General features: G+C 63.8%; 24 protein-coding genes and 1 tRNA gene. 16 read left to right on the top strand and 9 right to left on the bottom strand.

The window, feature by feature from the left end; all coding sequences use genetic code 11:
• Positions 1-17 precede the first annotated feature (17 nt).
• From AC3WLM_RS04620 to AC3WLM_RS04595, 6 genes are all read left to right on the top strand, one after another.
• Positions 18-416, top strand: a complete 399-nt coding sequence (locus AC3WLM_RS04620; RefSeq protein ID WP_230487684.1) for a YdbL family probable chaperone protein — start codon at positions 18-20, stop codon at positions 414-416.
• Between the two features lie 233 nt (positions 417-649).
• Positions 650-970: an AtpZ/AtpI family protein gene (locus AC3WLM_RS04615; RefSeq protein WP_062347609.1), complete on the top strand. Its 321-nt coding sequence runs from the start codon at positions 650-652 to the stop codon at positions 968-970.
• A gap of 39 nt (positions 971-1009) precedes the next feature.
• Complete coding sequence (locus AC3WLM_RS04610; RefSeq protein ID WP_039334268.1) at positions 1010-1792, top strand: F0F1 ATP synthase subunit A; 783 nt, start codon at positions 1010-1012, stop codon at positions 1790-1792.
• A 48-nt stretch (positions 1793-1840) separates the two neighbouring features.
• The gene (locus AC3WLM_RS04605; protein ID WP_011444975.1) at positions 1841-2068 is read left to right on the top strand and encodes a F0F1 ATP synthase subunit C; all 228 of its coding nucleotides are present in this window, start codon (positions 1841-1843) and stop codon (positions 2066-2068) included.
• A 74-nt stretch (positions 2069-2142) separates the two neighbouring features.
• On the top strand, positions 2143-2637 hold the full coding sequence (locus AC3WLM_RS04600) for a F0F1 ATP synthase subunit B family protein (RefSeq protein WP_193827017.1): 495 nt from the start codon (positions 2143-2145) through the stop codon (positions 2635-2637).
• Positions 2630-3184 (top strand): F0F1 ATP synthase subunit B family protein, encoded by a 555-nt coding sequence (locus AC3WLM_RS04595; protein WP_039334263.1) that lies wholly within the window; start codon positions 2630-2632, stop codon positions 3182-3184. The genes AC3WLM_RS04600 and AC3WLM_RS04595 overlap by 8 nt, the downstream gene beginning before the upstream one ends.
• A 206-nt stretch (positions 3185-3390) precedes the next feature.
• On the opposite strand, the gene AC3WLM_RS04590 is transcribed toward AC3WLM_RS04595, so the two are convergent.
• The 3 genes from AC3WLM_RS04590 to rpsA form a co-directional block, all read right to left on the bottom strand.
• Complete coding sequence (locus AC3WLM_RS04590) at positions 3391-4419, bottom strand: LacI family DNA-binding transcriptional regulator (RefSeq protein ID WP_492476729.1); 1029 nt, start codon at positions 4417-4419, stop codon at positions 3391-3393.
• Positions 4420-4458: 39 nt separating this feature from the next.
• A complete protein-coding gene (gloB, locus tag AC3WLM_RS04585) occupies positions 4459-5223 on the bottom strand; it encodes a hydroxyacylglutathione hydrolase (RefSeq protein WP_492476728.1) in 765 nt (254 codons plus the stop codon).
• 148 nt (positions 5224-5371) lie between these two features.
• On the bottom strand, positions 5372-7078 hold the full coding sequence (gene rpsA, locus AC3WLM_RS04580; RefSeq protein ID WP_039334259.1) for a 30S ribosomal protein S1: 1707 nt from the start codon (positions 7076-7078) through the stop codon (positions 5372-5374).
• 284 nt (positions 7079-7362) lie between these two features.
• On the opposite strand from rpsA, the gene AC3WLM_RS04575 reads away from it, so the two are divergent.
• Complete coding sequence (locus tag AC3WLM_RS04575; protein WP_062347612.1) at positions 7363-8649, top strand: adenylate/guanylate cyclase domain-containing protein; 1287 nt, start codon at positions 7363-7365, stop codon at positions 8647-8649.
• Here the strand turns inward: AC3WLM_RS04575 and AC3WLM_RS04570 are convergent.
• Genes AC3WLM_RS04570 through aroA form a run of 3 tightly spaced genes read right to left on the bottom strand, consistent with a single transcriptional unit; the run spans position 8646 to position 10848 of the window.
• Complete coding sequence (locus tag AC3WLM_RS04570) at positions 8646-9275, bottom strand: (d)CMP kinase (protein ID WP_492476727.1); 630 nt, start codon at positions 9273-9275, stop codon at positions 8646-8648. The two genes, AC3WLM_RS04575 and AC3WLM_RS04570, sit on opposite strands and share 4 nt — an antisense overlap.
• Positions 9272-9529: a CBU_0592 family membrane protein gene (locus AC3WLM_RS04565; protein ID WP_062347614.1), complete on the bottom strand. Its 258-nt coding sequence runs from the start codon at positions 9527-9529 to the stop codon at positions 9272-9274. The genes AC3WLM_RS04570 and AC3WLM_RS04565 overlap by 4 nt, the downstream gene beginning before the upstream one ends.
• Positions 9526-10848, bottom strand: coding sequence for a 3-phosphoshikimate 1-carboxyvinyltransferase (gene aroA, locus AC3WLM_RS04560; RefSeq protein WP_492478093.1), 1323 nt, complete (start codon positions 10846-10848; stop codon positions 9526-9528). Before aroA ends, AC3WLM_RS04565 begins: the two co-directional genes overlap by 4 nt.
• Before the next feature lie 198 nt (positions 10849-11046).
• Between aroA and AC3WLM_RS04555 the strand changes: the two genes are divergently transcribed.
• The 4 genes from AC3WLM_RS04555 (at position 11047) to AC3WLM_RS04540 (ending at position 13059) form a co-directional block, all read left to right on the top strand.
• A complete protein-coding gene (locus AC3WLM_RS04555) occupies positions 11047-11364 on the top strand; it encodes a TIGR02300 family protein (RefSeq protein WP_039334252.1) in 318 nt (105 codons plus the stop codon).
• A 153-nt stretch (positions 11365-11517) separates the two neighbouring features.
• Positions 11518-11593, top strand: a tRNA-Ala gene (locus AC3WLM_RS04550).
• Positions 11594-11821: 228 nt separating this feature from the next.
• Positions 11822-12352: a hypothetical protein gene (locus AC3WLM_RS04545; protein WP_492476726.1), complete on the top strand. Its 531-nt coding sequence runs from the start codon at positions 11822-11824 to the stop codon at positions 12350-12352.
• The gene (locus AC3WLM_RS04540; RefSeq protein WP_492476725.1) at positions 12352-13059 is read left to right on the top strand and encodes a COG3904 family protein; all 708 of its coding nucleotides are present in this window, start codon (positions 12352-12354) and stop codon (positions 13057-13059) included. The genes AC3WLM_RS04545 and AC3WLM_RS04540 overlap by 1 nt, the downstream gene beginning before the upstream one ends.
• 49 nt (positions 13060-13108) lie before the next feature.
• On the opposite strand, the gene AC3WLM_RS04535 is transcribed toward AC3WLM_RS04540, so the two are convergent.
• A complete protein-coding gene (locus AC3WLM_RS04535; RefSeq protein WP_492478092.1) occupies positions 13109-14050 on the bottom strand; it encodes an isopenicillin N synthase family dioxygenase in 942 nt (313 codons plus the stop codon).
• A 64-nt stretch (positions 14051-14114) separates the two neighbouring features.
• On the opposite strand from AC3WLM_RS04535, the gene AC3WLM_RS04530 reads away from it, so the two are divergent.
• The 3 genes from AC3WLM_RS04530 (at position 14115) to AC3WLM_RS04520 (ending at position 15240) form a co-directional block, all read left to right on the top strand.
• A complete protein-coding gene (locus tag AC3WLM_RS04530; protein WP_039334244.1) occupies positions 14115-14558 on the top strand; it encodes an EVE domain-containing protein in 444 nt (147 codons plus the stop codon).
• Positions 14559-14638: 80 nt separating this feature from the next.
• Positions 14639-14821 carry a CsbD family protein gene (locus AC3WLM_RS04525; RefSeq protein ID WP_492476724.1) on the top strand — a complete coding sequence of 61 codons (183 nt, stop codon included), beginning with the start codon at positions 14639-14641 and terminating at the stop codon, positions 14819-14821.
• Positions 14822-14982: 161 nt separating this feature from the next.
• Positions 14983-15240: a hypothetical protein gene (locus AC3WLM_RS04520; protein ID WP_039334239.1), complete on the top strand. Its 258-nt coding sequence runs from the start codon at positions 14983-14985 to the stop codon at positions 15238-15240.
• On the opposite strand, the gene AC3WLM_RS04515 is transcribed toward AC3WLM_RS04520, so the two are convergent.
• The gene (locus AC3WLM_RS04515; RefSeq protein ID WP_039334426.1) at positions 15241-16551 is read right to left on the bottom strand and encodes an MFS transporter; all 1311 of its coding nucleotides are present in this window, start codon (positions 16549-16551) and stop codon (positions 15241-15243) included.
• A 137-nt stretch (positions 16552-16688) separates the two neighbouring features.
• Here AC3WLM_RS04515 and pgsA point away from each other — a divergent pair, with 137 nt between their 5' ends.
• Complete coding sequence (pgsA, locus tag AC3WLM_RS04510) at positions 16689-17282, top strand: CDP-diacylglycerol--glycerol-3-phosphate 3-phosphatidyltransferase (RefSeq protein WP_492476723.1); 594 nt, start codon at positions 16689-16691, stop codon at positions 17280-17282.
• Between the two features lie 150 nt (positions 17283-17432).
• Entirely contained in the window at positions 17433-18752 is a 1320-nt protein-coding gene (gene chrA / locus AC3WLM_RS04505) for a chromate efflux transporter (protein ID WP_492476722.1), read from the top strand.
• Between the two features lie 5 nt (positions 18753-18757).
• On the opposite strand, the gene AC3WLM_RS04500 is transcribed toward chrA, so the two are convergent.
• The gene (locus AC3WLM_RS04500) at positions 18758-19654 is read right to left on the bottom strand and encodes a hydrogen peroxide-inducible genes activator (protein ID WP_039334235.1); all 897 of its coding nucleotides are present in this window, start codon (positions 19652-19654) and stop codon (positions 18758-18760) included.
• Positions 19655-19659: the final 5 nt, after the last annotated feature.

Raw genomic sequence — 19659 nt, 5'->3', positions numbered from 1 at the left:
TTCTAAGGACGAAGACGATGACCAAGGTTTCGATGCGCAGGCCTTTCGCAATTATCGCTGCAACCGGGCTCGTGCTCGGCACGATCGCGGTGCCCGCCTTCGCGCAGAGCCGCGATCCGGCTTATGCTGCGGCGCGGTCTGCAGGCCAAGTTGGCGAAAAGATGGACGGCTATCTCGGGTATGTCACGCCGCCCTCTCCGGCGCTGCGCGCGGTGGTCGAGGACATCAACATCAAGCGCAAGGCCGTCTATGCCGAGAAGGCCCAGGCCAACAAGGCAACCGTGGAAGAATATGCGCTCACCTCGGGCTGCCTGCTGATCGCCCAGACCAAGCCCGGCGAGAAGTACCAGGCGCCGGACGGTTCCTGGCAGACCCGCGGTGCGGGCGCCCCGTTGCGTGATTCGCGCTGCCCCTGACGCAAAATTCCGCATACGAATCGCTGCCCGGTTTCAGCCACTTTCACGCCCTTCCTCGCACTTGCGGGGGAGGGCGTTCGCATTTGCGATGATACCTTGGGTCAGACTGGGGATCAGACACGGTTCGTGACGGTTGACTCAAGAATACCCCCCGCCTAAGGGGGCGGCGCTCTCGGCGGTCATCCGTCGTTTGTGCTGCACTTTCGGTCGGGCGACTGATCAGGGGAACAAGCATGAATGACGAACCCGGCGGGACGGAGCCAATCGGCGAGGATGCGCGGATCGACGCGCTCGACAAGCGGCTGAAAGCCCTTCGCGAGCGGGAAGAGGAGCGCAACCGGCCAAAGGCAGGTGGGGAAACCGATGCGAATTACCGCATGGGCAACCGCGTGCTGGCGGAACTGATCGGCGGCCTCGTGGGCGGCGCGTTCATCGGCTGGGTCATCGACCAGTTTGCCGGGACGAGCCCCTGGGGTCTCTTGGTGATGCTGTTCATGGGGGTCGTCGTGGCATTCCGGAACATCATCCGAATTTCGAGCCGGCGCCCCGAATAGGGCGCTGTTGTTGTATTCGAGTGATACGGGGTTAAGCGCGTGGCCGAAGGCAAGGTCGATCCGGTTCACCAGTTCACGATCGAGACCCTTTTCGGGACCGATCACTGGTCTATCGGCGGTTACAACATCGCGTTCACCAACTCGTCGCTGTGGATGGCGATCACCACGGTCGTGCTGGTTGCGTTCGTGGCCGGTGGCGCCAAGCGCGAACTGGTTCCGGGGCGCTGGCAGATGGCTGTCGAAGGCCTGACCGGTTTCGTCGACAACCTGCTTCAGGCCAACATCGGCAAGGCCGGTCGCAAGTACCTGCCTTACGTGTTCTCGCTGTTCGGCTTCATCCTGTTTGCCAACATGCTCGGCCTGCTGCCGCTGGCTCTGGTCGGCGTGCATCCGTTCACGGCAACCAGCCACTTCACCGTCACCGGCGTGCTCGCGATCATGAGCTTTGCCATCGTGCTCGGCGTCGGCTTTGCCAAGCATGGCCTTCACTTCTTCTCCCTGTTCGTGCCGCACGGCACGCCCGTTCCGATGATCCCGATCATTTTCCCGATCGAGCTGATCTCGTTCATGGTGCGTCCGTTCAGCCTTGGCCTGCGTCTCTTCGTGGCGATGATGGCTGGGCACGTGCTGCTCGAAGTGCTCTCGGGCTTCGTCATCTCCGGCACCAACGCCGGGGTGGGGACCTTCTTCCTCGCCGCCGTTCCCAGCTTCGTGCTGATGATCGGCATCTGCGCGCTGGAACTTCTGGTGGCTGGCATCCAGGCTTACGTCTTTGCCCTGCTCACCTGCGTCTATCTGAACGACGCCGAGAACCTTCACTGATACCCGCAACATTTTCCCATACGGAATTGAGAAAAAGGAGTTTTTGACATGGACGCAGAAAGCGCAAAGCTGCTCGGTGCTGGTCTCGCCGCTGTTGGCGCTGGTCTCGCCTCGCTCGGCGTGGGCAACGTGTTTGCCAAGTTCCTCGAAGGCGCGCTGCGCAATCCGGGTGCTGCTGACGGTCAGCAGGGCCGCCTGTTCATCGGCTTCGCCGCCGCCGAACTTCTGGGCCTGCTCTCGTTCGTCGTCGCGATGATCCTGATCTTCGTTGCCTGAGGCACGCGAAGCTCACTGATTGTTGAAATGCTGGCCGGGGTCCGCCCCGGCCGCCTGACGCCCGGACACCCGCGATGCCTCAGATTGAACAGCTTGCCACCACCTATTCCAGCCAGGTCTTCTGGCTGCTGGTGTTTTTCGGCATCGTCTTCTTCGTGATCGGCCGGGGCATGCTGCCCAAGGTCGTCTCCACGATGGACGGCCGCGACAAGCAGATCGCCGACGACCTTGCCGCTGCCGAAGCCGCACGGGCCGCCGCCGATGCCGAGGAAGAGGCATGGCGCGTCCAGGCGAACAAGCAGCGCGCCGAAGCCCAGGCCGTGATTGCGGCCGCCAAGGCTGACGCCGCCAAGGCCACCGACGCCAAGCTTTCCGCCGCTTCGGCTCGCATCGACGAGACCGTGACGGCTGCCGAAGCCCGCATTGCCGCTGCCCGCGCTGCCGCGCTGGGTGAAGTGGAAGGCGTTGCCGCCGAAGCCGCGCAGGACATCGCAAGCCGCATTGCCGGCCTGTCGATCCCCGCTGCCGAAGCGCAGGCCGCCGTGAAGGGAGTTCTCGCAAATGGCTAACGCTGTAGAGACGACCGCTGTCGTCGAGCACGAAGCTGCGGGCGGCGAACACCACGTCGAACCTTCGGCACTCGGCCTTGGGCCTGGTGCATGGGTTGCCCTGTCGATGGCCATCTTCCTCGCGATCCTCGTGTCGAAGAAGGTCCCCGGCGCGATCGTCGGCGGTCTCGACAAGCAGATCGACGCGATCCGCAAGCAACTCGATGAAGCCAAGGTGCTCCGCGCCGAAGCCGAGAAGCTGCGCGCCGAATACGCCGCAAAGATCGCCAACGCCGAGAAGGACGCGGCGGCCATGGTCGAGCACGCCAAGACCGAAGCTGCTGCCATCGTCGCCAAGGCCGAAGCTGACACTGCAGCCGTGATCGCCCGCCGCGAGAAGATGGCCTCGGACAAGATCGCTGCTGCCGAACGCGCTGCGGTCGACGACCTGCGCGCCAAGGCTGCACAGGCTGCAACTGCTGCCGCGCGCGACCTGATCGCGAAGAACCACTCCGCAGGTGCCGACAAGGCTCTGGTGGATGGAGCGATTGCCGGGCTGGTGAACTGATCGGCTTCAAGCCGCTTCACGGCCAACAAAACATGAAAGCCCCTCTCGGTGTGAGCCGGGAGGGGTTTTTGTTTGTGTCCTCAATTCCGCCCTTCAGTGGTGTGGGTTGAAGGCGAAAAGAAGAGCACCCAGCAGCGGCAATGAGAGCAAGGCTGCGATGATACCGGCAAGCGTCAACGCGTCTTTGGAATCCCGTCGATTCCACTTCATGCCCGTGTCGATCCCCGGATCACCAGCTTGACCGGTACGCGCCGTCCGGACCCTTCGGTGCCGTTTATCTTCGCCAAGAGTTGCTCGACCAGCAGGGCCCCTGCCATCTGGAAGTCCGGTTCGATCGAGGTGAGGGGCGGGGTGGACCACGCGCCGGCGCGGATGCCGTCGAAGCCGATGATGCCTACCTGCTCGGGGATAGCGTAGCCGCGCGCGGTCAGTTCCTTGAGCGCGCCCAGGGCCATGTCGTCGCAGACGGCGAAAATGGCGTCGAACGGGGTGCCGCTCTCGGCCAGGGCAATCGCGGCGCGGCGGCCCTGTTCTTCGCGGGCGAGGCCGCTTTCGACCTGTTGCAGGACAGGTTCCAGGCCTGCCGAGCGCATTGCCTCGGCATAGCCTTCGTAGCGCTCCTGGAACTGGCGCTGGGGCGAGGTGGCCGAGCCGATGCAGACGATCTTGCGGTAGCCGCGCACCAGCAGATGGCGGGTTGCGAGCGTTGCGCCCGAGAGGTTGTCGCTGCGCACCCATGGCATGTCGTTGTCGGGCGAGCCCCAGCAAGTCCAGTGCGTGCCTTCCGGCATGTCGCGGAAATAGTCCCAGGCCTTGGTGTTGGTGGTCGTGCCAATCACGATCATGCCGTCGGCCTTGCGGCGCTCCTGAAAGTGGCCCCAGAAGTTCTCGGGCGCATCCTGGAAGGAGACAAGGGTTTCGTAGCCCTTGGCCGAGGCGGCGGCGCAAGTGGAGCCGAGCAGCGAGAAGTAGAAGGGGTTGATGTCCTTGCGGTCCTGCGCCTCGCGACAGATCATCACGACGGCCAGTGTGCCGGTGCGGCCCCGCCGCAGGCGAGCGGCGTTCTCGTCGACCTGATAGTTCAGGCGGCGGGCGGCTTCCATGACACGCTGGCGGGTGGGTTCGCTGATCGATGTGTCACCGGCAAGGGCACGGCTGACGGTCGACTGGCTGACGCCCGCCGCCTCGGCCACGTCGAACGACGTTACGCGGATGATCTTTCTCTCGCCGGCCATGCTACCCCCAAGTCAACTATCGCTTTAGCAGGATCGGCGTCAGCGGAAAGTGTCCTTGGCCTTGCGCAGGGTGGCAAATGTCTCTTCGGGCGATGATCCGCCCCAGCGCGAGGCCATCTCCGCGTCGTCCGCGCGCAGGAAGGGGTTGGCGGCGAGCTCTGCGGCGAGGGTGGTGGGCACGGTCCATTCGCCGCGCGAGCGCTTTTCATCCACGCCTCGGGCATAGCCGGCGAGGGCTGCGTTGTCCGGATCGGCGAAGAGCGCAAAGCGGGCGTTGGACTGGGTGTACTCGTGTGCGCTGTAGAGCGTGGTTTCCGGCGGCAGGGCCTTGAGGCGCGAGAGGCTGGCCCAGAATTGCGGCGGGGTGCCTTCGAACATCCGCCCGCACCCTAGCGGGAAAAGGGCGTCACCGACAAAAGCCACCGAAGCTGTGGGCAGGTGGTAGGCGCAGTGACCCATGGTGTGACCGCCGACGTCGATGACCGTCGCATCAAAGCTGCCGAGTTGCACGGTGTCGCCTTGAGCCACAGTGCGGTCCACGGCTGCGATCTTTCCGGCGTCATCTTCGGGGGCAATGATGGTGCAGCCGGTGGCCGCCTTGATCGCCTCGTTGCCGCCGGCATGGTCGGGGTGCCAGTGCGTGTTCCAGATCTGAGTGATGCGCCAGCCCTTTGCCTCGGCCTCGCGCAGGTAGGCTGGCGCGTCGGGCGTGTCGATGCAGGCGGTTTCGCCGCTTTCCGGATCGTGGACGAGGAAGCCGTAGTTGTCGGACAGGCAGGGGAATTGGTGGATCTGTAGCGTCATGGCTGCAGCTTAGCGCCGCGTTCCGGACAAAGCAAAAAGCCCGCCCGGATTTCTCCGGACGGGCCTTGCTTTTTGCTCGCTTCGAGGAAGCGCCGCGCTTGGCCGAGGGAGGCCCCCGCCTTCGCGGGGGCGCAACCTTCGGTCGCGCTTACTGCTTCGCCTTCAGAGCGGCGCCGAGGATGTCGCCCAGCGATGCGCCGGCATCCGACGAGCCGTACTGTTCCACGGCTTCCTTCTCTTCGGCCAGCTGGCGGGCCTTGACCGAGAAGTTCGGCTTCTTCGAACGATCGAAGCCGGTGACCATGGCGTCGAGCTTCTGGCCGACCTGGAAGCGGTCCGGACGCTGTTCGTCACGGTCGCGGCCCAGATCCGAGCGCTTGATGAAGCCGGTTGCGCCGTCTTCGCCAGCCTGCACTTCGAGGCCGCCATCGCGGACTTCGAGAACGGTGACGGTGACGACTTCGCCGCGACGCAGCGAGCCAGCGCCAGCAGCCGAAACGCCACCAGCAGCCGGAGCGCCCTTTTCAAGCTGCTTCATGCCGAGGCTGATGCGTTCCTTCTCGACGTCGACATCGAGAACCACGGCCGAAACCTGCTCGCCCTTGCGGTGCAGAGCCAGCGCGTCTTCGCCCGAGATGCCCCAGGCGATGTCGGACATGTGGACCATGCCGTCCACGTCGCCATCGAGGCCGATGAACAGGCCGAATTCGGTCGCGTTCTTGACTTCGCCTTCCACGGTCGAACCGACCGGGTGCTTTTCGGCGAAGGCTTCCCACGGGTTCTGCTGGGCCTGCTTGAGGCCGAGGCTGATGCGGCGCTTGTCGCTGTCGACTTCCAGAACCAGCACGTCGACTTCCTGCGAGGTCGAGACGATCTTGCCGGGGTGGACGTTCTTCTTGGTCCAGGACATTTCCGAAACGTGGACGAGGCCTTCGATGCCGGCTTCGAGTTCCACGAACGCACCGTATTCGGTGATGTTGGTGACAGTGCCCGAGAGCTTCGCGCCGACCGGGTACTTGGCGGCAACGCCATCCCACGGATCGCTTTCAAGCTGCTTCATGCCGAGGCTGATGCGCTGCGTATCCTGGTTGATGCGGATGATCTGCACCTTGACGGTATCGCCGATGGCGATGACTTCCGACGGGTGGTTGACGCGCTTGTAGCTCATGTCGGTGACATGGAGCAGGCCGTCGATGCCGCCGAGGTCCACGAACGCACCGTAATCTGTGATGTTCTTGACGACGCCGTCGATGATCTGGCCTTCCTTGAGGTTCTGGATCAGGCCCGAGCGCTGTTCGGCGCGGGTTTCTTCCAGCACCGCACGGCGCGAGACGACGATGTTGCCGCGGCGGCGGTCCATCTTGAGGATCTGGAACGGCTGCGGCATGTCCATCAGCGGGGTCACGTCGCGGACCGGGCGGATGTCGACTTGGCTGCCGGGGAGGAAGGCAACGGCGCCGTCGAGGTCGACGGTGAAGCCGCCCTTCACGCGGCCGAAGATCACGCCTTCAACGCGCTTGCCTTCGCCGAATTCGTTCTCGAGCTTGTCCCACGCGGCTTCGCGGCGGGCGCGGTCACGCGACAGCATGGCTTCGCCATCGGCGTTCTCGACGCGGTCGACGTAGACTTCGACTTCGTCGCCGACCTTGAGGCCGTGCGCCTGGCCGGGGGCAGCGAATTCGCGCAGGGCAACGCGGCCCTCGCTCTTCAGGCCCACGTCGATGACGGCCTTGTCGTTTTCGATGGCGGTGATGGTGCCCTTGACGACGCGGCCTTCGAAGCCACCGTTGGCGGCTCCGCCAAGCGATTCGTCAAGCAGCGCGGCGAAATCGTCGCGCGACGGGTTGGTAGCCATTATCAAAGCTTCCTGTTTCTAGGTATTCCGGCCAGGCGGTTGTTTCCGCCGGTCTTTCCTCCACGTACCGCCCCATGCGGGCCGTGGGCCAAAAAGGGCCGAACCGCCCCCGGAGCCGAATGCTGCCGAAGGCACCCGCTCAGGCAAAGACCTGCGCGGACGGGCGGCGCTTAGGCTCATGGCCCGAGAAAAGCAAGGAAAATGGGGTATTCAAGATATCGTGTGGCCGTTCGCAGAACCTGTTAAACTTCTCGTGATAGTCTGCATCTTCAAGGAGATCCGCGATGGAGCAGCCGGGGGTGTTCAGCACGTTCCATGACGCGGCGACCGAAGCCCGCTACAACGAGACGGCGCGTACTTTGCGGACGCCGTTCGTCCGGCTCTACGCTGTCCTGTTCATGGCTGTGATGCTGGCCTATTCCGTCATCAATCCGCTCTATCTCGATCCGGTCGAGAATGCGCGTCTGGCCTTCTGGCTGGGCATCGGCCTGATGTGCATCGGGGCCTATATCGGCGCCACATTCTGGCAGGACTACGTCCGTCATCCGATGGTCGATTTCACCGCCCTGCTGGTGATTTCGCTGATCGTGGCGCGGATCAATTTCGTTCTGTTTGACCACCTGCTGCACATCCATACCAACCTTCACGCCGTCGGCGTCATCAACAGGCTGGCGATCACGGCATTTGCGGCAGTGACCTTGGCCGGCCGTCCGCGCCTTTTTCTAGGATGGCTTGGATGCGATCTTCTTGGCTGGTTGGGGCAAGTCATTCCGGAACAGACTGTCGATGCGGCGGTGGTCTATGCCTTGCTGAGCTACTTGAGTGGAGCTCTGGTCATGGCGGCGATAAATCTGGCGGTAGGACGGACGAGCCGCGCCGCCTTCATGCTGGCGGATTCGCTGGACGCAGAGCGTGCCCGGAACGAGGAGTTGGTGCTCAACATGCTGCCGCCAACAGCGGTTGAGCGTATTCGCACCGGTCAGATGGTTGCCGATTCCTATGCCGATGCCAGCGTCATCTTCATCGACATGGTCGGCTTTTCGAAGCTGACGAAGCGAGTTTCACCGGGACATCTGGTTGAACTGCTCAATAGCTTCTTCAACCATGCCGATGCCTGCGCGCGCGAGTTCGGGGTGGAGAAGGTCAAGACGGTTGGTGACGCCTACCTTGCCATTGCCGGGGGCAATGTGCCGAGCGGGAACAGCGCCGATGCGGCAATCGCCTTTGCGCGGGCAGTGCTCTCGGGCGTCGAGGAACTGAAACGCGTTGCCGGTGTGGACGAGGTGGGTTTGCGCGCTGGCATCCACTCGGGGCCAGTGGTTGGCGGTGTGATCGGCGCGACCCGCATGGCATACGATTATTGGGGCGACACCGTGAACATCGCGGCGCGACTTGAAGGTATGGCGGCTACGAACGGCATTGCAATCTCGGAAAGCACGTGGCTGCGCGCCAATGACCGTGGCGCGTTCGGCCCGCCGATGATGATGTCGCTGAAAGGCGTTGGCGAGACCTGCGTGTTCCACGCCGTGGTCGACGAAGCTGATCTGAAGCCGCGGGTCGCTGCGGCCTAAGCTTTAGCCGCCACCTGCTTCTCCACCAACGCAATCGCTGTCGCCACTGCCATTTCCTTGGTCAGATTTGATGTATCGAGCAGTGCCGCGCCTTCGGCCTGACGAAGCGGAGCCTCGGCGCGGTTGCGGTCGCGTTCGTCGCGGGCTTCGAGGTCGGCTTCGATCTCGGCGCGCTCCACGTTCTTGCCAAGCTGCTTCATTTCCACCCAGCGGCGCATCGCGCGGGCGCTTACGCTGGCGGTGACAAAGAGCTTGGCGTTGGCGTGGGGGGCTATGACGGTGGCGATGTCGCGGCCGTCGAGGACCGCGCCGCCGGGCTGGTTGGCAAAGGCTTGCTGGCGTTCGAGCAGCGCGACGCGAACGGCAGGGTGGACTGACACGCGGCTGGCGTAACCGCCGGTCTCTTCGCTGCGCAGTTCAGGGTCAGCCAGCAGGCTTTCCGGGAAGGCGCAGGCAGCAAGGGCGGCGCCCGCGTCATCCGGGTTGCCTTCGCTCAGAAATACCTGTCGGCCCACGGCGCGATAGAGCAGGCCGGTATCGAGGTGAGGCAACCCGTAATGTGCGGCCAGCGCCCTGGCGATGGTGCCCTTGCCCGAAGCGGTCGGGCCGTCGACAGCGATGATCACGGGTTGGAACTCCGGTTGCGGAAGGCCTTGACCAGCCCCCATATCGCAATTGCCGCCCAGAAAAACTCCAGCACGAACGAGGCGGGGTTCATGTTGAACAGCAGCGAGATCGTCAGCAGCACCGCGCCGAGCAGGTTGACGCCGTGCTGGACGAAGGGGTCGGGGCGGTCCTGCCGGGTGGCATAGCCGTAGGCGAAGATAATGCAGGCGGTGCCGCAGAAGCCGATGATGTTGGCCAGATCGTGACTGGTCAACGCGTCGCGCCCTCCAGCAGGCTTTCGAAGACCGGGAAACTGGTGGCGATGGGGCGGGTGTCGTCAACCTCGACGCCGCGCCTGCTGGCGATGCCGGCAATGGCCATCGACATGGCAATGCGGTGATCGAGGTGGGTGACAACGCTGGCGCCCTCGGCGGTGCCGGGGAGCGGATCGCCGCCGGTGCCATCTATGATCAGGCCATCCTCGGTCTCGGTAACGGTAGCACCGGCCAGTTCCAGTGCGGCGCGCATGGCGCTGATGCGGTCGCTCTCCTTGACGCGCAGTTCCTCGAGACCGGTCGTTACCGTGCGGCCCTTGGCCAGCGCAGCGGCGACGAACAGGATCGGGAATTCGTCGACCATGCTGGGCACCACGGCGGGATCGACGTCGATGCCGGAGAGCAGCGAATGCCGCACGCGCAGGTCAGCCACGGGCTCGCCGCCGACATCGCGACGGTCAAGCTCCTCGATGCTGCCGCCCATCAGGCGCAGCACATCGAACAGCGCAGCGCGCGTGGGGTTGAGGCCGACGTTCTCGACCACGAGGTCTGAGCCTTCGATCAGAAGCGCGGCGACCACGAAGAACGCGGCTGAGGAGGGGTCGCCCGGCACGACGATGTCCTGTGGCTTGAACTCGGCCTCGCCCCGCACCTTGATTAGGCGCGCGCCGTCATCGGCGATGTCGACCGTCAGCTCGGCGCCGAAGCCGCGCAGCATGCGTTCGGAATGGTCGCGCGTGGGGATCGGCTCGATCACCGTGGTGATGCCGGGGGTGTTGAGGCCTGCGAGAAGGATCGCGCTCTTCACCTGCGCCGAGGCTACGGGCAGTCGGTATTCGATCGGGACTGCGGGCGAGATGCCGCGCAGCGTGAGCGGCAGGCGGCCGCCGGGGCTCGCGGTGAATTCCGCGCCCATGGTCGAGAGCGGATCGATCACGCGCCCCATCGGGCGCTTCGACAGCGATGCGTCGCCCACGAATGTCGCGGTGATCGGATGCGTGGCGACAAGGCCCATCAGCAGGCGAGTCGAGGTGCCGGAATTGCCCATGTCGAGCGCGGCCTGAGGCTGCAGCAGGCCGCCGACGCCGACGCCATGGACGTGCCACATGCCATCGGCATCGCGCTCGATCGTCGCACCCATCGCGCGCATGGCAGCAGCGGTCGAGAGCACGTCCTCGCCTTCGAGCAGCCCTGTCACTCGCGTCTCGCCCACGGCCAATGCGCCGAGCATGATCGAGCGGTGGCTGATCGACTTGTCGCCGGGCACGCGGATCCGGCCCTTGAGAGGTCCGTTGGCAGTGAAACGGCGGGGGCGCATCTGCGCCGGATCGTGAGAGGACACGGAATCTCTACTTTCGAAGCGGGGAGGGCTGATAAAGCGCGCGGCTTTTGACAGCAGCGCGCGGCTATGGCAAGGCGCGCGCTCTCTTGATTCCGCGCACGAGCGGACCCATCAAGCGTGCAGTTCTCCGCCCGGCGATGTTCTGTCCTGCCGGGCCAGTCTTGAGGAAGTTTCATGGTCAAGCCGGAATGGGGCGCCAAGCACAGCTGTCCGAAGTGCGGCACTCGCTTCTACGATCTGGGCAATGCCGACCCGATCACCTGCGTCGAGTGCAAGTACACCTGGACCGCCGAGCCGGTGCTCAAATCGAAGCAGCCGATCCCGTACGAGGAGATCCAGAAGGACAAGGTTGATGTCGCACCTGACGTCGATCTGGCCGACGAGGATCTCGACATCGATGAGGACGGTGATTCGCCGGACAACGACGTCGATCTCGGCGGCGACGATGATCTTGGCGTTGCCGGTCACGACGGCGACGACGACGAAGTGTAATGGTTTCGGGGCCGGTTTTCGGACCGGCTCCAAAAAATTTCCGGGGGCGATTTTTTCGTCTTGCCAGCCAAGGCAACCTCCCTTAGAGGCGCGGCTCCCGGCGAGAGACACCGCCGGAACGGTTCGCCTCCCAGGGCGAGCCTGATGGGAAATGGGGCCTTAGCTCAGCTGGGAGAGCGCCTGCATGGCATGCAGGAGGTCAGCGGTTCGATCCCGCTAGGCTCCACCATCCCCTCCTTGAAAGGCCGCCTCCGGGCGGCCTTTTGCGTTGGTGCGCGTAGCATCTGAGGTGGGTGATGTGATCAGCCTGTCGCGCCGCGATTGACGAAGATCACAGCCTTGCTAGCCTCCGGTCACCTAAAGGGCCGCACAAGTCACATTGCCGGAAAGACCTGTCATGCGCCGCGCGCCAAAGCCTCTTGCCATTTCCTGCCGTATTGCGGCGACTCTCGCAGCCATGGCCCTGGTCGGTGGCCAGGCCTCGGCGCAGTTCGGCGGTTTCAGCATTCCGTCGATCCCGCGCAGTTCGTCGTCCACGCAAAAAAGCGCGGACGGCTGCCCCAAGGGCAAGAGCAAGAGTGCCGGGTCTTCGATCCTCGGCGGGCTGATCGGACAGGGCGTGGGCCGGGCCGCAAGTTCGGCAGGTGTCGGCAGCTTCTTCCCTTCGGCCGAGTTCGCCGACACGCTGACAAACGCGATTGCCTGCCGTCTCGATCCCGAGGAGCAGAAGCAGGCAGCCGAAGCCACGGTTGAAGCGACGCGGGGCGAAGAGGTTGGCAGCACCTCGTCGTGGACGTCGAACACCCGCGAGAATGTGTCGGGCACTTCGACGATCACCGCGCGCAATGATGAGCTGGCATCGAACGGAGCAGTCGGCCGCCAGTGCATAACCGTAACCGACGTCATCATCGTCAACGGTGAGGAGACGACTGCCAACAAGCGCATGTGCCGCGCTCCGGGTTCCGCACGCTATTCGCTGGCGGCCTGATGCGGCTGGCTTTCCCGTTTCTGGCCCTGCTGCTGGCCACAGGGGCAACAAAGCCGGTCGCGATCGACCCCAGGAACCCGACATGCCCTGAGAAACCGGAATGGGGCCTTGCCCAGGCCATGAAGCTGACCCCTGTCGACAAGGGCGGCAAGCGCGTGCTGATTGCCGACGGCATCATCGATTCGCGTTTGCCTGAACGCCTGAAAGCAGCGATCGACGCCGACGAGCGGATCGAGGAGGTCTGGCTGAAATCCCGAGGGGGAGATGCCGCTGCCGGCAATCGCGCGGGGAAGGTGATTCGGTCCTATCCCGGCATGGTCACCCGCATTCCTGCGGGATGGACGTGCTTTTCGGCCTGCAATTTCGTGTTCATGGGCGGCGATCGCCGGTTTGTGGAGCCCGGTGGAATGTTCATGGTCCACATGTTCACCCACACCGGCGACCGCGACGTCATCGAGATATCGGTCGATGAAGGCACCGAGGAGACCACTCGGTTGATCGGCGAGATCGAACAGGCCAGCGCCTTGTTGGCAAGCGAGGACAACGATTTCCTGATCCGCATGGGCATCAGCCGAAAGTTGCTGACCGAGGTGATGTACAAGCAGCAGGCCGTGGCGACGAAGGAGAACCCGTCGACGCGCTACTGTCTGAGCCAGGATGAGGTGCGCAAGTACAACGTCGTCCCGGTGGAGCGGCCGGCGGGCTGAATCTGCAATGCCGTGCCCCCGCTCGGGCGGGGGGCGCGGAATTCCGAGGTTACTTCTTCAGCCCGATCTCGCGCAGGCGTTCCTGCAGGTAATCATCGGCCGTGATCGAAACCGGGTAGCGGTCGGGGTTTTCCGGGGTGATGCACTGGTCCAGCGTCTTGAAGGGGAAGTCGCTGCGCAGGTGCAGGAAGAAGGGCATCGAATACCGGCTGTGGCGGGCACGCTCGCCTTCGGGATTGCGCACGCGATGCGTCGTCGAGGGCAGGACGTGGTTGGTCAGGCGTTGCAGCATGTCGCCGATGTTGACCACCAGCGCGCCTTCAGGCGGCGAGACGCCAATCCATTCGCCCTGCTTCGTCAGCAGTTCAAGACCTGCTTCTTCTGCGCCCAGCAGCAGCGTAATCAGGTTGATATCCTCGTGCGCACCGGCGCGAATTGCGCCGGGTTCGGCATCGGCAGGAAGCGGCGGATAGTGCAGCAGGCGCATGACCGAGTTTCCATCCTCGATCGCCGGGTCGAACCAGTGCTCGTCAAGCCCCAGCCACACCGCAATGCGCGACAGGATGCGCGCGCCGACGCGGTCGAACTCGGCATAGAGCGCTTCGAAAGTCTCGCGGAAGCCTGTGGGGCGGGCCGGCCAGACGTTGGGGAACATCGACATCGCGGCAAGCGGATGGTCTGCTGGCAGATCGCGGCCGACGTGCCAGAATTCCTTGAGGTCGTGGCGCTTTGCACCCTTGGCGATTTCAGTGCCGAATGGCGTGTAGCCACGGGCACCGCCAAGGCCCTCGATGTAGTAGCTGCGCTTCTCGTCCTCGGGCAGGGCGAAGAACTCGGCGGTGCGAGTCCAGGCGCGCGCGATCAGGTCGGCATCGATACCGTGGTCGCGGACCATGGCAAAGCCGAAGGTCTGGAAGGATTCGCCAAGGTCACGGGAAAGCGTTGCGGGCTCGCTGTTCAGCGAGATCACCGGCAGGGTTTGCAGGGGCATGGTGTTCCAGTTCGGAAAATTGTCGCTATGGAAACCGCCTGTAACGGGATTCGCGTGGGGTTTCATGACCAAAATCAACATCACCGACACGACTGGCCGCAACTTGTGGCTGATGAAGTCCGAACCGGATGTCTACGGCTGGGATGATCTTGTTGCCGAGGGCGAGGGCACGTGGGACGGCGTGCGCAACCACCTCGCCGCGCGCAACCTGCGCACAATGCAGGCTGGCGATCTGGCGTTCTTTTATCATTCCAACATTGGTGTCGAGGTAGTTGGCGTGATCGTGATCAGCGAGGGCGGTCTGACTGATCCTACCGATCCGGAAGGCAAGTGGGCGGCGGTGAAGGTTAAGCCGGTCGAGAAGTTGCCGCAGACGGTCACCCTGAAGCAGATAAAGGCCACGCCGGAACTTCAGGAGATGGATCTGATCCGGCTTTCGCGCCTGTCCGTGGGTGCCGTGCGACCAGTCGAATGGAACCTTATCCTACGCATGGCAGGAGTGCTCTAAGCCGGAACCGCGGCGGATTCAGTGCGTATTGATTTTCGTGAAGGCGATGCAACTTCGCCGTAAATTCAAGGAGATCAAAGATGGGTGAGCTGACCGATCGCGCCAAGGGCCTTGCCAACGAAGCCATTGGCAACACCAAGCAGGCAGCGGGCAAGGCAACCGACAACGCCCGCCTCCATGGTGAAGGCGTGGCGCAGGAGCGCAAGGGTGAAGCGCAACAGACGGCCGGGAAGGTCAAGGGCGCACTCGGCGACGACGTCTGATTCAATTCAGGACCAGTTTTGACCGGCAGGCCGGTCACCGGAGGCCGTCCCGGATGGGGCGGCCTCTTTCTGTCTGCGCCAGACTGTCCCGAACAGGCACGACTGCAAAAAGTGCAGAATGCCGGGATACCGAAGGGTGAAAAAAGCGTTAAGATCAGGTCATGACCATGTCGCCCAGCACCGCCTATGGCACCGCACGCCACCCGTTCCGCGCCCAGTTGCCGCGGCACGCGTTGCGCGAGTTGCCGCGCCATGAGCCGGAAGTGCTGGCGGCGATGAAGCGGGCAGAGGCTCTGCTGCGCGAAGCAGACATACGGTCTGAACCAGTCAACCTGCGGCGCATATCCATGCAGGATATCCGCGATTTCCTGATCGCCTATTGCGCCTGCTTCCTGGCAATCATGGTGTTTATCGCCTGATCAGACTGCCTTGGCAGCCTTCTCCGCGCGGTACAGCAGATAGCCGAGCCAGGCCGAGACCACGCACATCGCTGCGCCGAGCAGCAACTGGTCGACAATGGCGACCCCTGCTGCGCTGAGGCCAACCGCGAGCAGCGACCCCACCACCATGGCTCCTGAATTAACGATGTTATTGGCAGCGATCGTGCGGGCTGTCTCGGACTTGTCGACCACGGTCGTCAGGAATGCGTAGAGCGGCACGACGAACATGCCGCCTGCCACTGCGATGCCGAGCAGGCAAAGCAGCAGGGGGATGGCGAGGGGCTGGGCGATGAAGGTGGCAACGTCCATCAATGGCATGCCGGGATGTGCGGGCCAGTAATCGCAAACCTGATGGAACGCCGCGATGAACAGGCCCATCACGATCACCGACGCGGGCGAATAACGCGCCGAGACGGTCCCCTTGAGCAGCGCGTTGATCGACATCGAACCGATGGCAATGCCGATCGAGAACATCACCAGAAAGAGGCTTGCCACCTCCTTGCTGGCAGAAAGCACGTTCTTGGCAAGGGGCGGAAACTGGATGAACAGCACGGTGCCGACGGTCCAGAAGAAGCTGATCGCCACGATCGCCATGAACACCTGTCGGTGCCGCGTCGTGTTGCGGATCAGTCTCCACGATGACGTGAAGACGTTGAAATCGATCTTCTGTGCCTCGATCATCGGCGGGGCAGGGGGGACCTGTCGACCGGAGAAGTAGCCGATGAGCGCCGTCACGACTACGCCACCTGCCGCCACTTCCACCGGAATCCAGCCTGCCAGGATCGTGCCGGCGAGGATGGCGATATAGGTGCCTGCCTCGACGAGTCCGGTGCCTGCCAGAACCTCGCCGTCATGGAGATGCTGCGGCAGGATGGCGTACTTGATCGGGCCGAAGAACGTGGAATGCACGCCCATTGCCAGCAGGGCGGCAAGCATCAGCGGAATCGCCACCTGTTCGACTTCAAGCCCCAGCCAGGCCAGGACAAGGCCCGTCCCACCGACAAGCATGATCGCGATCTCACACGCTTTCACGACGCGGATGATCTTTGCCTTGTCACGCATGTCGGCCAACTGGCCTGCCAAGGCTGAGAGCAGGAAGAAGGGCAGGATGAACAGGCCCGAAGCGATGGCGGAGAAGCGCGCTTCGGCAGCTTCCGAATTGTAGACGCTGTACACCACGTACAGGACCATCGCGTTCTTGTAGAGATTGTCGTTGAAGGCCCCCAGCAGCTGGGTGACGAACAGCGGCAGGAAACGGCGCGTGCGCACCAGATGCGTCGATGTTGTCATGAACCCTTTGCCGACATCTCTTCTTGAGCGCACCCTTAGCCCGGTGAGGATTGCGGGCAAGAGGTTTTGCGGTGGCTGTCTTAAGCGGTGAATGTTGCGATTCCGTTTGGCGCGAATGCAGGCTATGCCTCTTTTCCATGCTGACGCTGCCCAATCTGCTCACCCTGTCACGGATCGTTACGGTGCCCTTGCTGGCGGCGCTGCTTTGGTGGCCGGAATGGCACCTCGGTTATGGGCTCGCCTTTGGCGTCTATTGCCTGATGGGGGTCACCGATTATTTCGATGGCTATCTTGCTCGCGCCCAGGGGACCGTCAGCAAGCTGGGCGTCTTCCTTGATCCGATAGCCGACAAGATCATGGTCGCCGCCGTTATCCTGGTGCTGACAGCGCAGGGCGTGCTGCGCGGACCGTACGTTGGCGACATGCACGTGATCGCCGGGTTGGTGATTCTGCTGCGCGAGATCGCGGTGTCTGGTTTGCGGGAGTTTCTCGGGGGCCTGCGTGTCTCCGTGCCGGTCAGCCGCCTCGCGAAATGGAAGACGACGTTCCAGATGATCTCGCTCGGCGCGTTGATCCTCGGTCAGGCCCTGCCCGATTGGCTGGTGACAGCTGGAGGTTTGACGGTGAACGTCCCGCATACCGTTGGCCTCACCACGCTGTGGGGCGCAGCGGTGCTGACCGTGGTCACGGGCTGGGACTACTTGCGCGTCGGCCTCAAGCACATGGATTGAGCGCGCTTGCGGTTTTGGATAGCGGCAGTTAAATGAGCGCTACTGGATGTCCGGGGCGATGCAACCTCCCGGTCAGGCGTTCTGCCATGGCAGGAGCCCAAGCGTTGCCTGCACGGCCCGCTTTGCGGGCCGCAGGTAGTTGGGCTGATCATGAGTGAACGTACAGATTTGCTGAATAAACCCGATTTCTCCGAGCTGGTTCGCGTGGGCGCGCGGATCGGCTGCCTCAGTTTCGGCGGTCCGGCCGGACAGATCGCCCTGATGCATCGCGAACTGGTGGACGAACGCCGCTGGGTCAGCGAGGACCAGTTCCTGCACGCGCTGAATTTCTGCCATCTTCTGCCTGGCCCGGAAGCGCAGCAGCTGGCGACGTGGATCGGCTGGAAGCTGCACGGCAATCGCGGTGGGCTGGCCATGGGGCTGCTCTTCGTCCTGCCGGGGGCCGCGGTGATTCTCGCCCTGTCGATGCTCTATGCGGCCGCGGCAGGTCTTGGCTGGTTTTCCGCACTGTTTCTCGGCATCAAGGCGGCCGTTCTGGCGATTGTCGTGCAGGCGCTCCTGCGGATTGCCGGGCGGGCGCTTGGCACGCCGGCCAAGAAGATCATAGCGCTCGCGGCCTTCATCGGGCTGGCGGTATTTGCCGTACCGTTCCCTGCGGTCGTTCTCGGAGCAGGGGCACTCGGCATGGTGATCGCAGCGCGACGACCCGACATGCTCGGGGTCAAGTCCAGCGCGCCGGTTGAGACCAGCGGGCCGCGCCCCTGGGGTGCCACAATGCGCGCCATTGCCGTTGGCGCGATGATCTGGGCATTGCCCTTGGCCTTGGTGCTGACAACTCTGGGCGCCGACCACGTGCTGTGGAAGATCGGCGTGTTCTTTTCCCAGCTGGCAGTCGTGACCTTCGGCGGGGCCTATGCCGTGCTTGCCTACATGGCGCAGCAGGCGGTCGACGGGTTCGGCTGGCTGCGGCCCGGTGAAATGGCCGATGGACTGGGCCTTGCCGAAACGACGCCCGGGCCGCTGATCATGGTTACGCAGTTCGTGGGCTACCTTGCCGCGTTTCGCGCGCCAGAGCCGTTCGGCCCCTACCTTGCCGGACTCCTGGGCGCAATCCTGACGACTTGGGTGACCTTCGTGCCTTGCTTCATGTGGATATTCGCGTTCAGCCCTTGGTTGGACCGGCTGGAGAATGCGCCGCGTCTGAAGGGTGGATTGGCGGCTATCACCGCGGCCGTGGTGGGCGTGATAGCGAACCTGACGCTGTGGTTTGCCCTGCACGTCCTGTTCGCGCGTCTTACGCCGACTAGCTTGGGGGCCATCACGCTGGATCTGCCCGACCTAGCTTCCCTTGACTGGAGAGTGCTGGTCATCGCGCTTGGAAGCGCGGTGATGATCTTTCGTCTGCGCGTGGGCATCATCACGACGCTTGGTGTCTGCGCCTTGGCGGGTCTCGTGCTAGCGGGAATTTAGAGCGCTCAACCCGCCCGGAGTTCCTGCGCCAGCATGTGGAACTCCTCGGCGCGGGGGCTGTTGCGGCGCCAGACCAACGCAATGTCGCGCCAGGCGTGGTCGGCCTTCAGCGGGCGGGCGACGATCTGGGTATCGTGCAGGATGCCCGCATCGATCGCCATCTGTGGCAGCATGGTGAGGCCAAGCCCGTTGTCGACCATCTGCACCAGCGTGTGGAGCGATGTGCCGATCATCGTGGCACTGGCGCGCATTTCGGGGCGGTTGCAGGCGGCCAGTGCGTGCTCTTTCAGGCAGTGGCCGTCTTCGAGCAGGAGCAGGCGGTTCTCGTCGATCAGGTCTGCGGTGATCGTTGCAGGCGGATCGCGCGGATCGTCCTTGGGGAAGGCCACCAGCAATTCGTCCTTGAACAGGACTTCGGTTTCGACTTCGCCAGTGGCGTAGGGGAGGGCCAGCAGCACGCAGTCAGCCCGGCCATGGTGGAGCGATTCGATTGCCGCGGCACTCGGCTCCTCGCGCAGGAACAGCTTGAGCTGCGGGCGCTCCTTGCGCAGGCGCGGCAGGATGCGCGGCAGCAGGAACGGCGCGATCGTCGGGATCACGCTCATGCGCAACTCGCCGGCCAGGGGCGCGCCGTGGCTCTGCACCAGTTCGGAAAGCTCCTCGGCCTCGCGCAGCAGACGATGCGCCTTGGCCACCACCTGATTTCCCAGCGGCGTGAAGCGGACCACGCGGCGAGTGCGTTCGACCAGCACGACGCCCAGCAGCGATTCCAGCTCGCGCAGACCGGCTGACAGCGTCGATTGCGAGACGAAGCACGAGTCCGCCGCACGCCCGAAATGCCCATGCTCGTGCAAGGCCACGAGGTACTGCAATTGCTTGAGCGTGGGCAGGTATGTGCTCATCTTGA

It is taken from the genome of Novosphingobium sp. FW305-C-30-35, assembly GCF_058783135.1.
The sequence above is the reverse complement of the archived record's forward strand: the minus strand, read 5'-3'. Positions and strand labels throughout refer to the sequence as shown.

Coding starts and splice junctions, on each gene's coding strand:
- AC3WLM_RS04620 (WP_230487684.1), top strand. CDS start 18: ATGACCAAGGTTTCGATGCGCAGGCCTTTCGCAATTATCGCTGCAACC.
- AC3WLM_RS04615 (WP_062347609.1), top strand. CDS start 650: ATGAATGACGAACCCGGCGGGACGGAGCCAATCGGCGAGGATGCGCGG.
- AC3WLM_RS04605 (WP_011444975.1), top strand. CDS start 1,841: ATGGACGCAGAAAGCGCAAAGCTGCTCGGTGCTGGTCTCGCCGCTGTT.
- AC3WLM_RS04600 (WP_193827017.1), top strand. CDS start 2,143: ATGCCTCAGATTGAACAGCTTGCCACCACCTATTCCAGCCAGGTCTTC.
- AC3WLM_RS04595 (WP_039334263.1), top strand. CDS start 2,630: ATGGCTAACGCTGTAGAGACGACCGCTGTCGTCGAGCACGAAGCTGCG.
- AC3WLM_RS04590 (WP_492476729.1), bottom strand. CDS start 4,419: ATGGCCGGCGAGAGAAAGATCATCCGCGTAACGTCGTTCGACGTGGCC.
- gloB (WP_492476728.1), bottom strand. CDS start 5,223: ATGACGCTACAGATCCACCAATTCCCCTGCCTGTCCGACAACTACGGC.
- rpsA (WP_039334259.1), bottom strand. CDS start 7,078: ATGGCTACCAACCCGTCGCGCGACGATTTCGCCGCGCTGCTTGACGAA.
- AC3WLM_RS04575 (WP_062347612.1), top strand. CDS start 7,363: ATGGAGCAGCCGGGGGTGTTCAGCACGTTCCATGACGCGGCGACCGAA.
- aroA (WP_492478093.1), bottom strand. CDS start 10,848: ATGCGCCCCCGCCGTTTCACTGCCAACGGACCTCTCAAGGGCCGGATC.
- AC3WLM_RS04555 (WP_039334252.1), top strand. CDS start 11,047: ATGGTCAAGCCGGAATGGGGCGCCAAGCACAGCTGTCCGAAGTGCGGC.
- AC3WLM_RS04545 (WP_492476726.1), top strand. CDS start 11,822: ATGGCCCTGGTCGGTGGCCAGGCCTCGGCGCAGTTCGGCGGTTTCAGC.
- AC3WLM_RS04540 (WP_492476725.1), top strand. CDS start 12,352: ATGCGGCTGGCTTTCCCGTTTCTGGCCCTGCTGCTGGCCACAGGGGCA.
- AC3WLM_RS04535 (WP_492478092.1), bottom strand. CDS start 14,050: ATGCCCCTGCAAACCCTGCCGGTGATCTCGCTGAACAGCGAGCCCGCA.
- AC3WLM_RS04530 (WP_039334244.1), top strand. CDS start 14,115: ATGACCAAAATCAACATCACCGACACGACTGGCCGCAACTTGTGGCTG.
- AC3WLM_RS04525 (WP_492476724.1), top strand. CDS start 14,639: ATGGGTGAGCTGACCGATCGCGCCAAGGGCCTTGCCAACGAAGCCATT.
- AC3WLM_RS04520 (WP_039334239.1), top strand. CDS start 14,983: ATGACCATGTCGCCCAGCACCGCCTATGGCACCGCACGCCACCCGTTC.
- AC3WLM_RS04515 (WP_039334426.1), bottom strand. CDS start 16,551: ATGACAACATCGACGCATCTGGTGCGCACGCGCCGTTTCCTGCCGCTG.
- pgsA (WP_492476723.1), top strand. CDS start 16,689: ATGCTGACGCTGCCCAATCTGCTCACCCTGTCACGGATCGTTACGGTG.
- chrA (WP_492476722.1), top strand. CDS start 17,433: ATGAGTGAACGTACAGATTTGCTGAATAAACCCGATTTCTCCGAGCTG.
- AC3WLM_RS04500 (WP_039334235.1), bottom strand. CDS start 19,654: ATGAGCACATACCTGCCCACGCTCAAGCAATTGCAGTACCTCGTGGCC.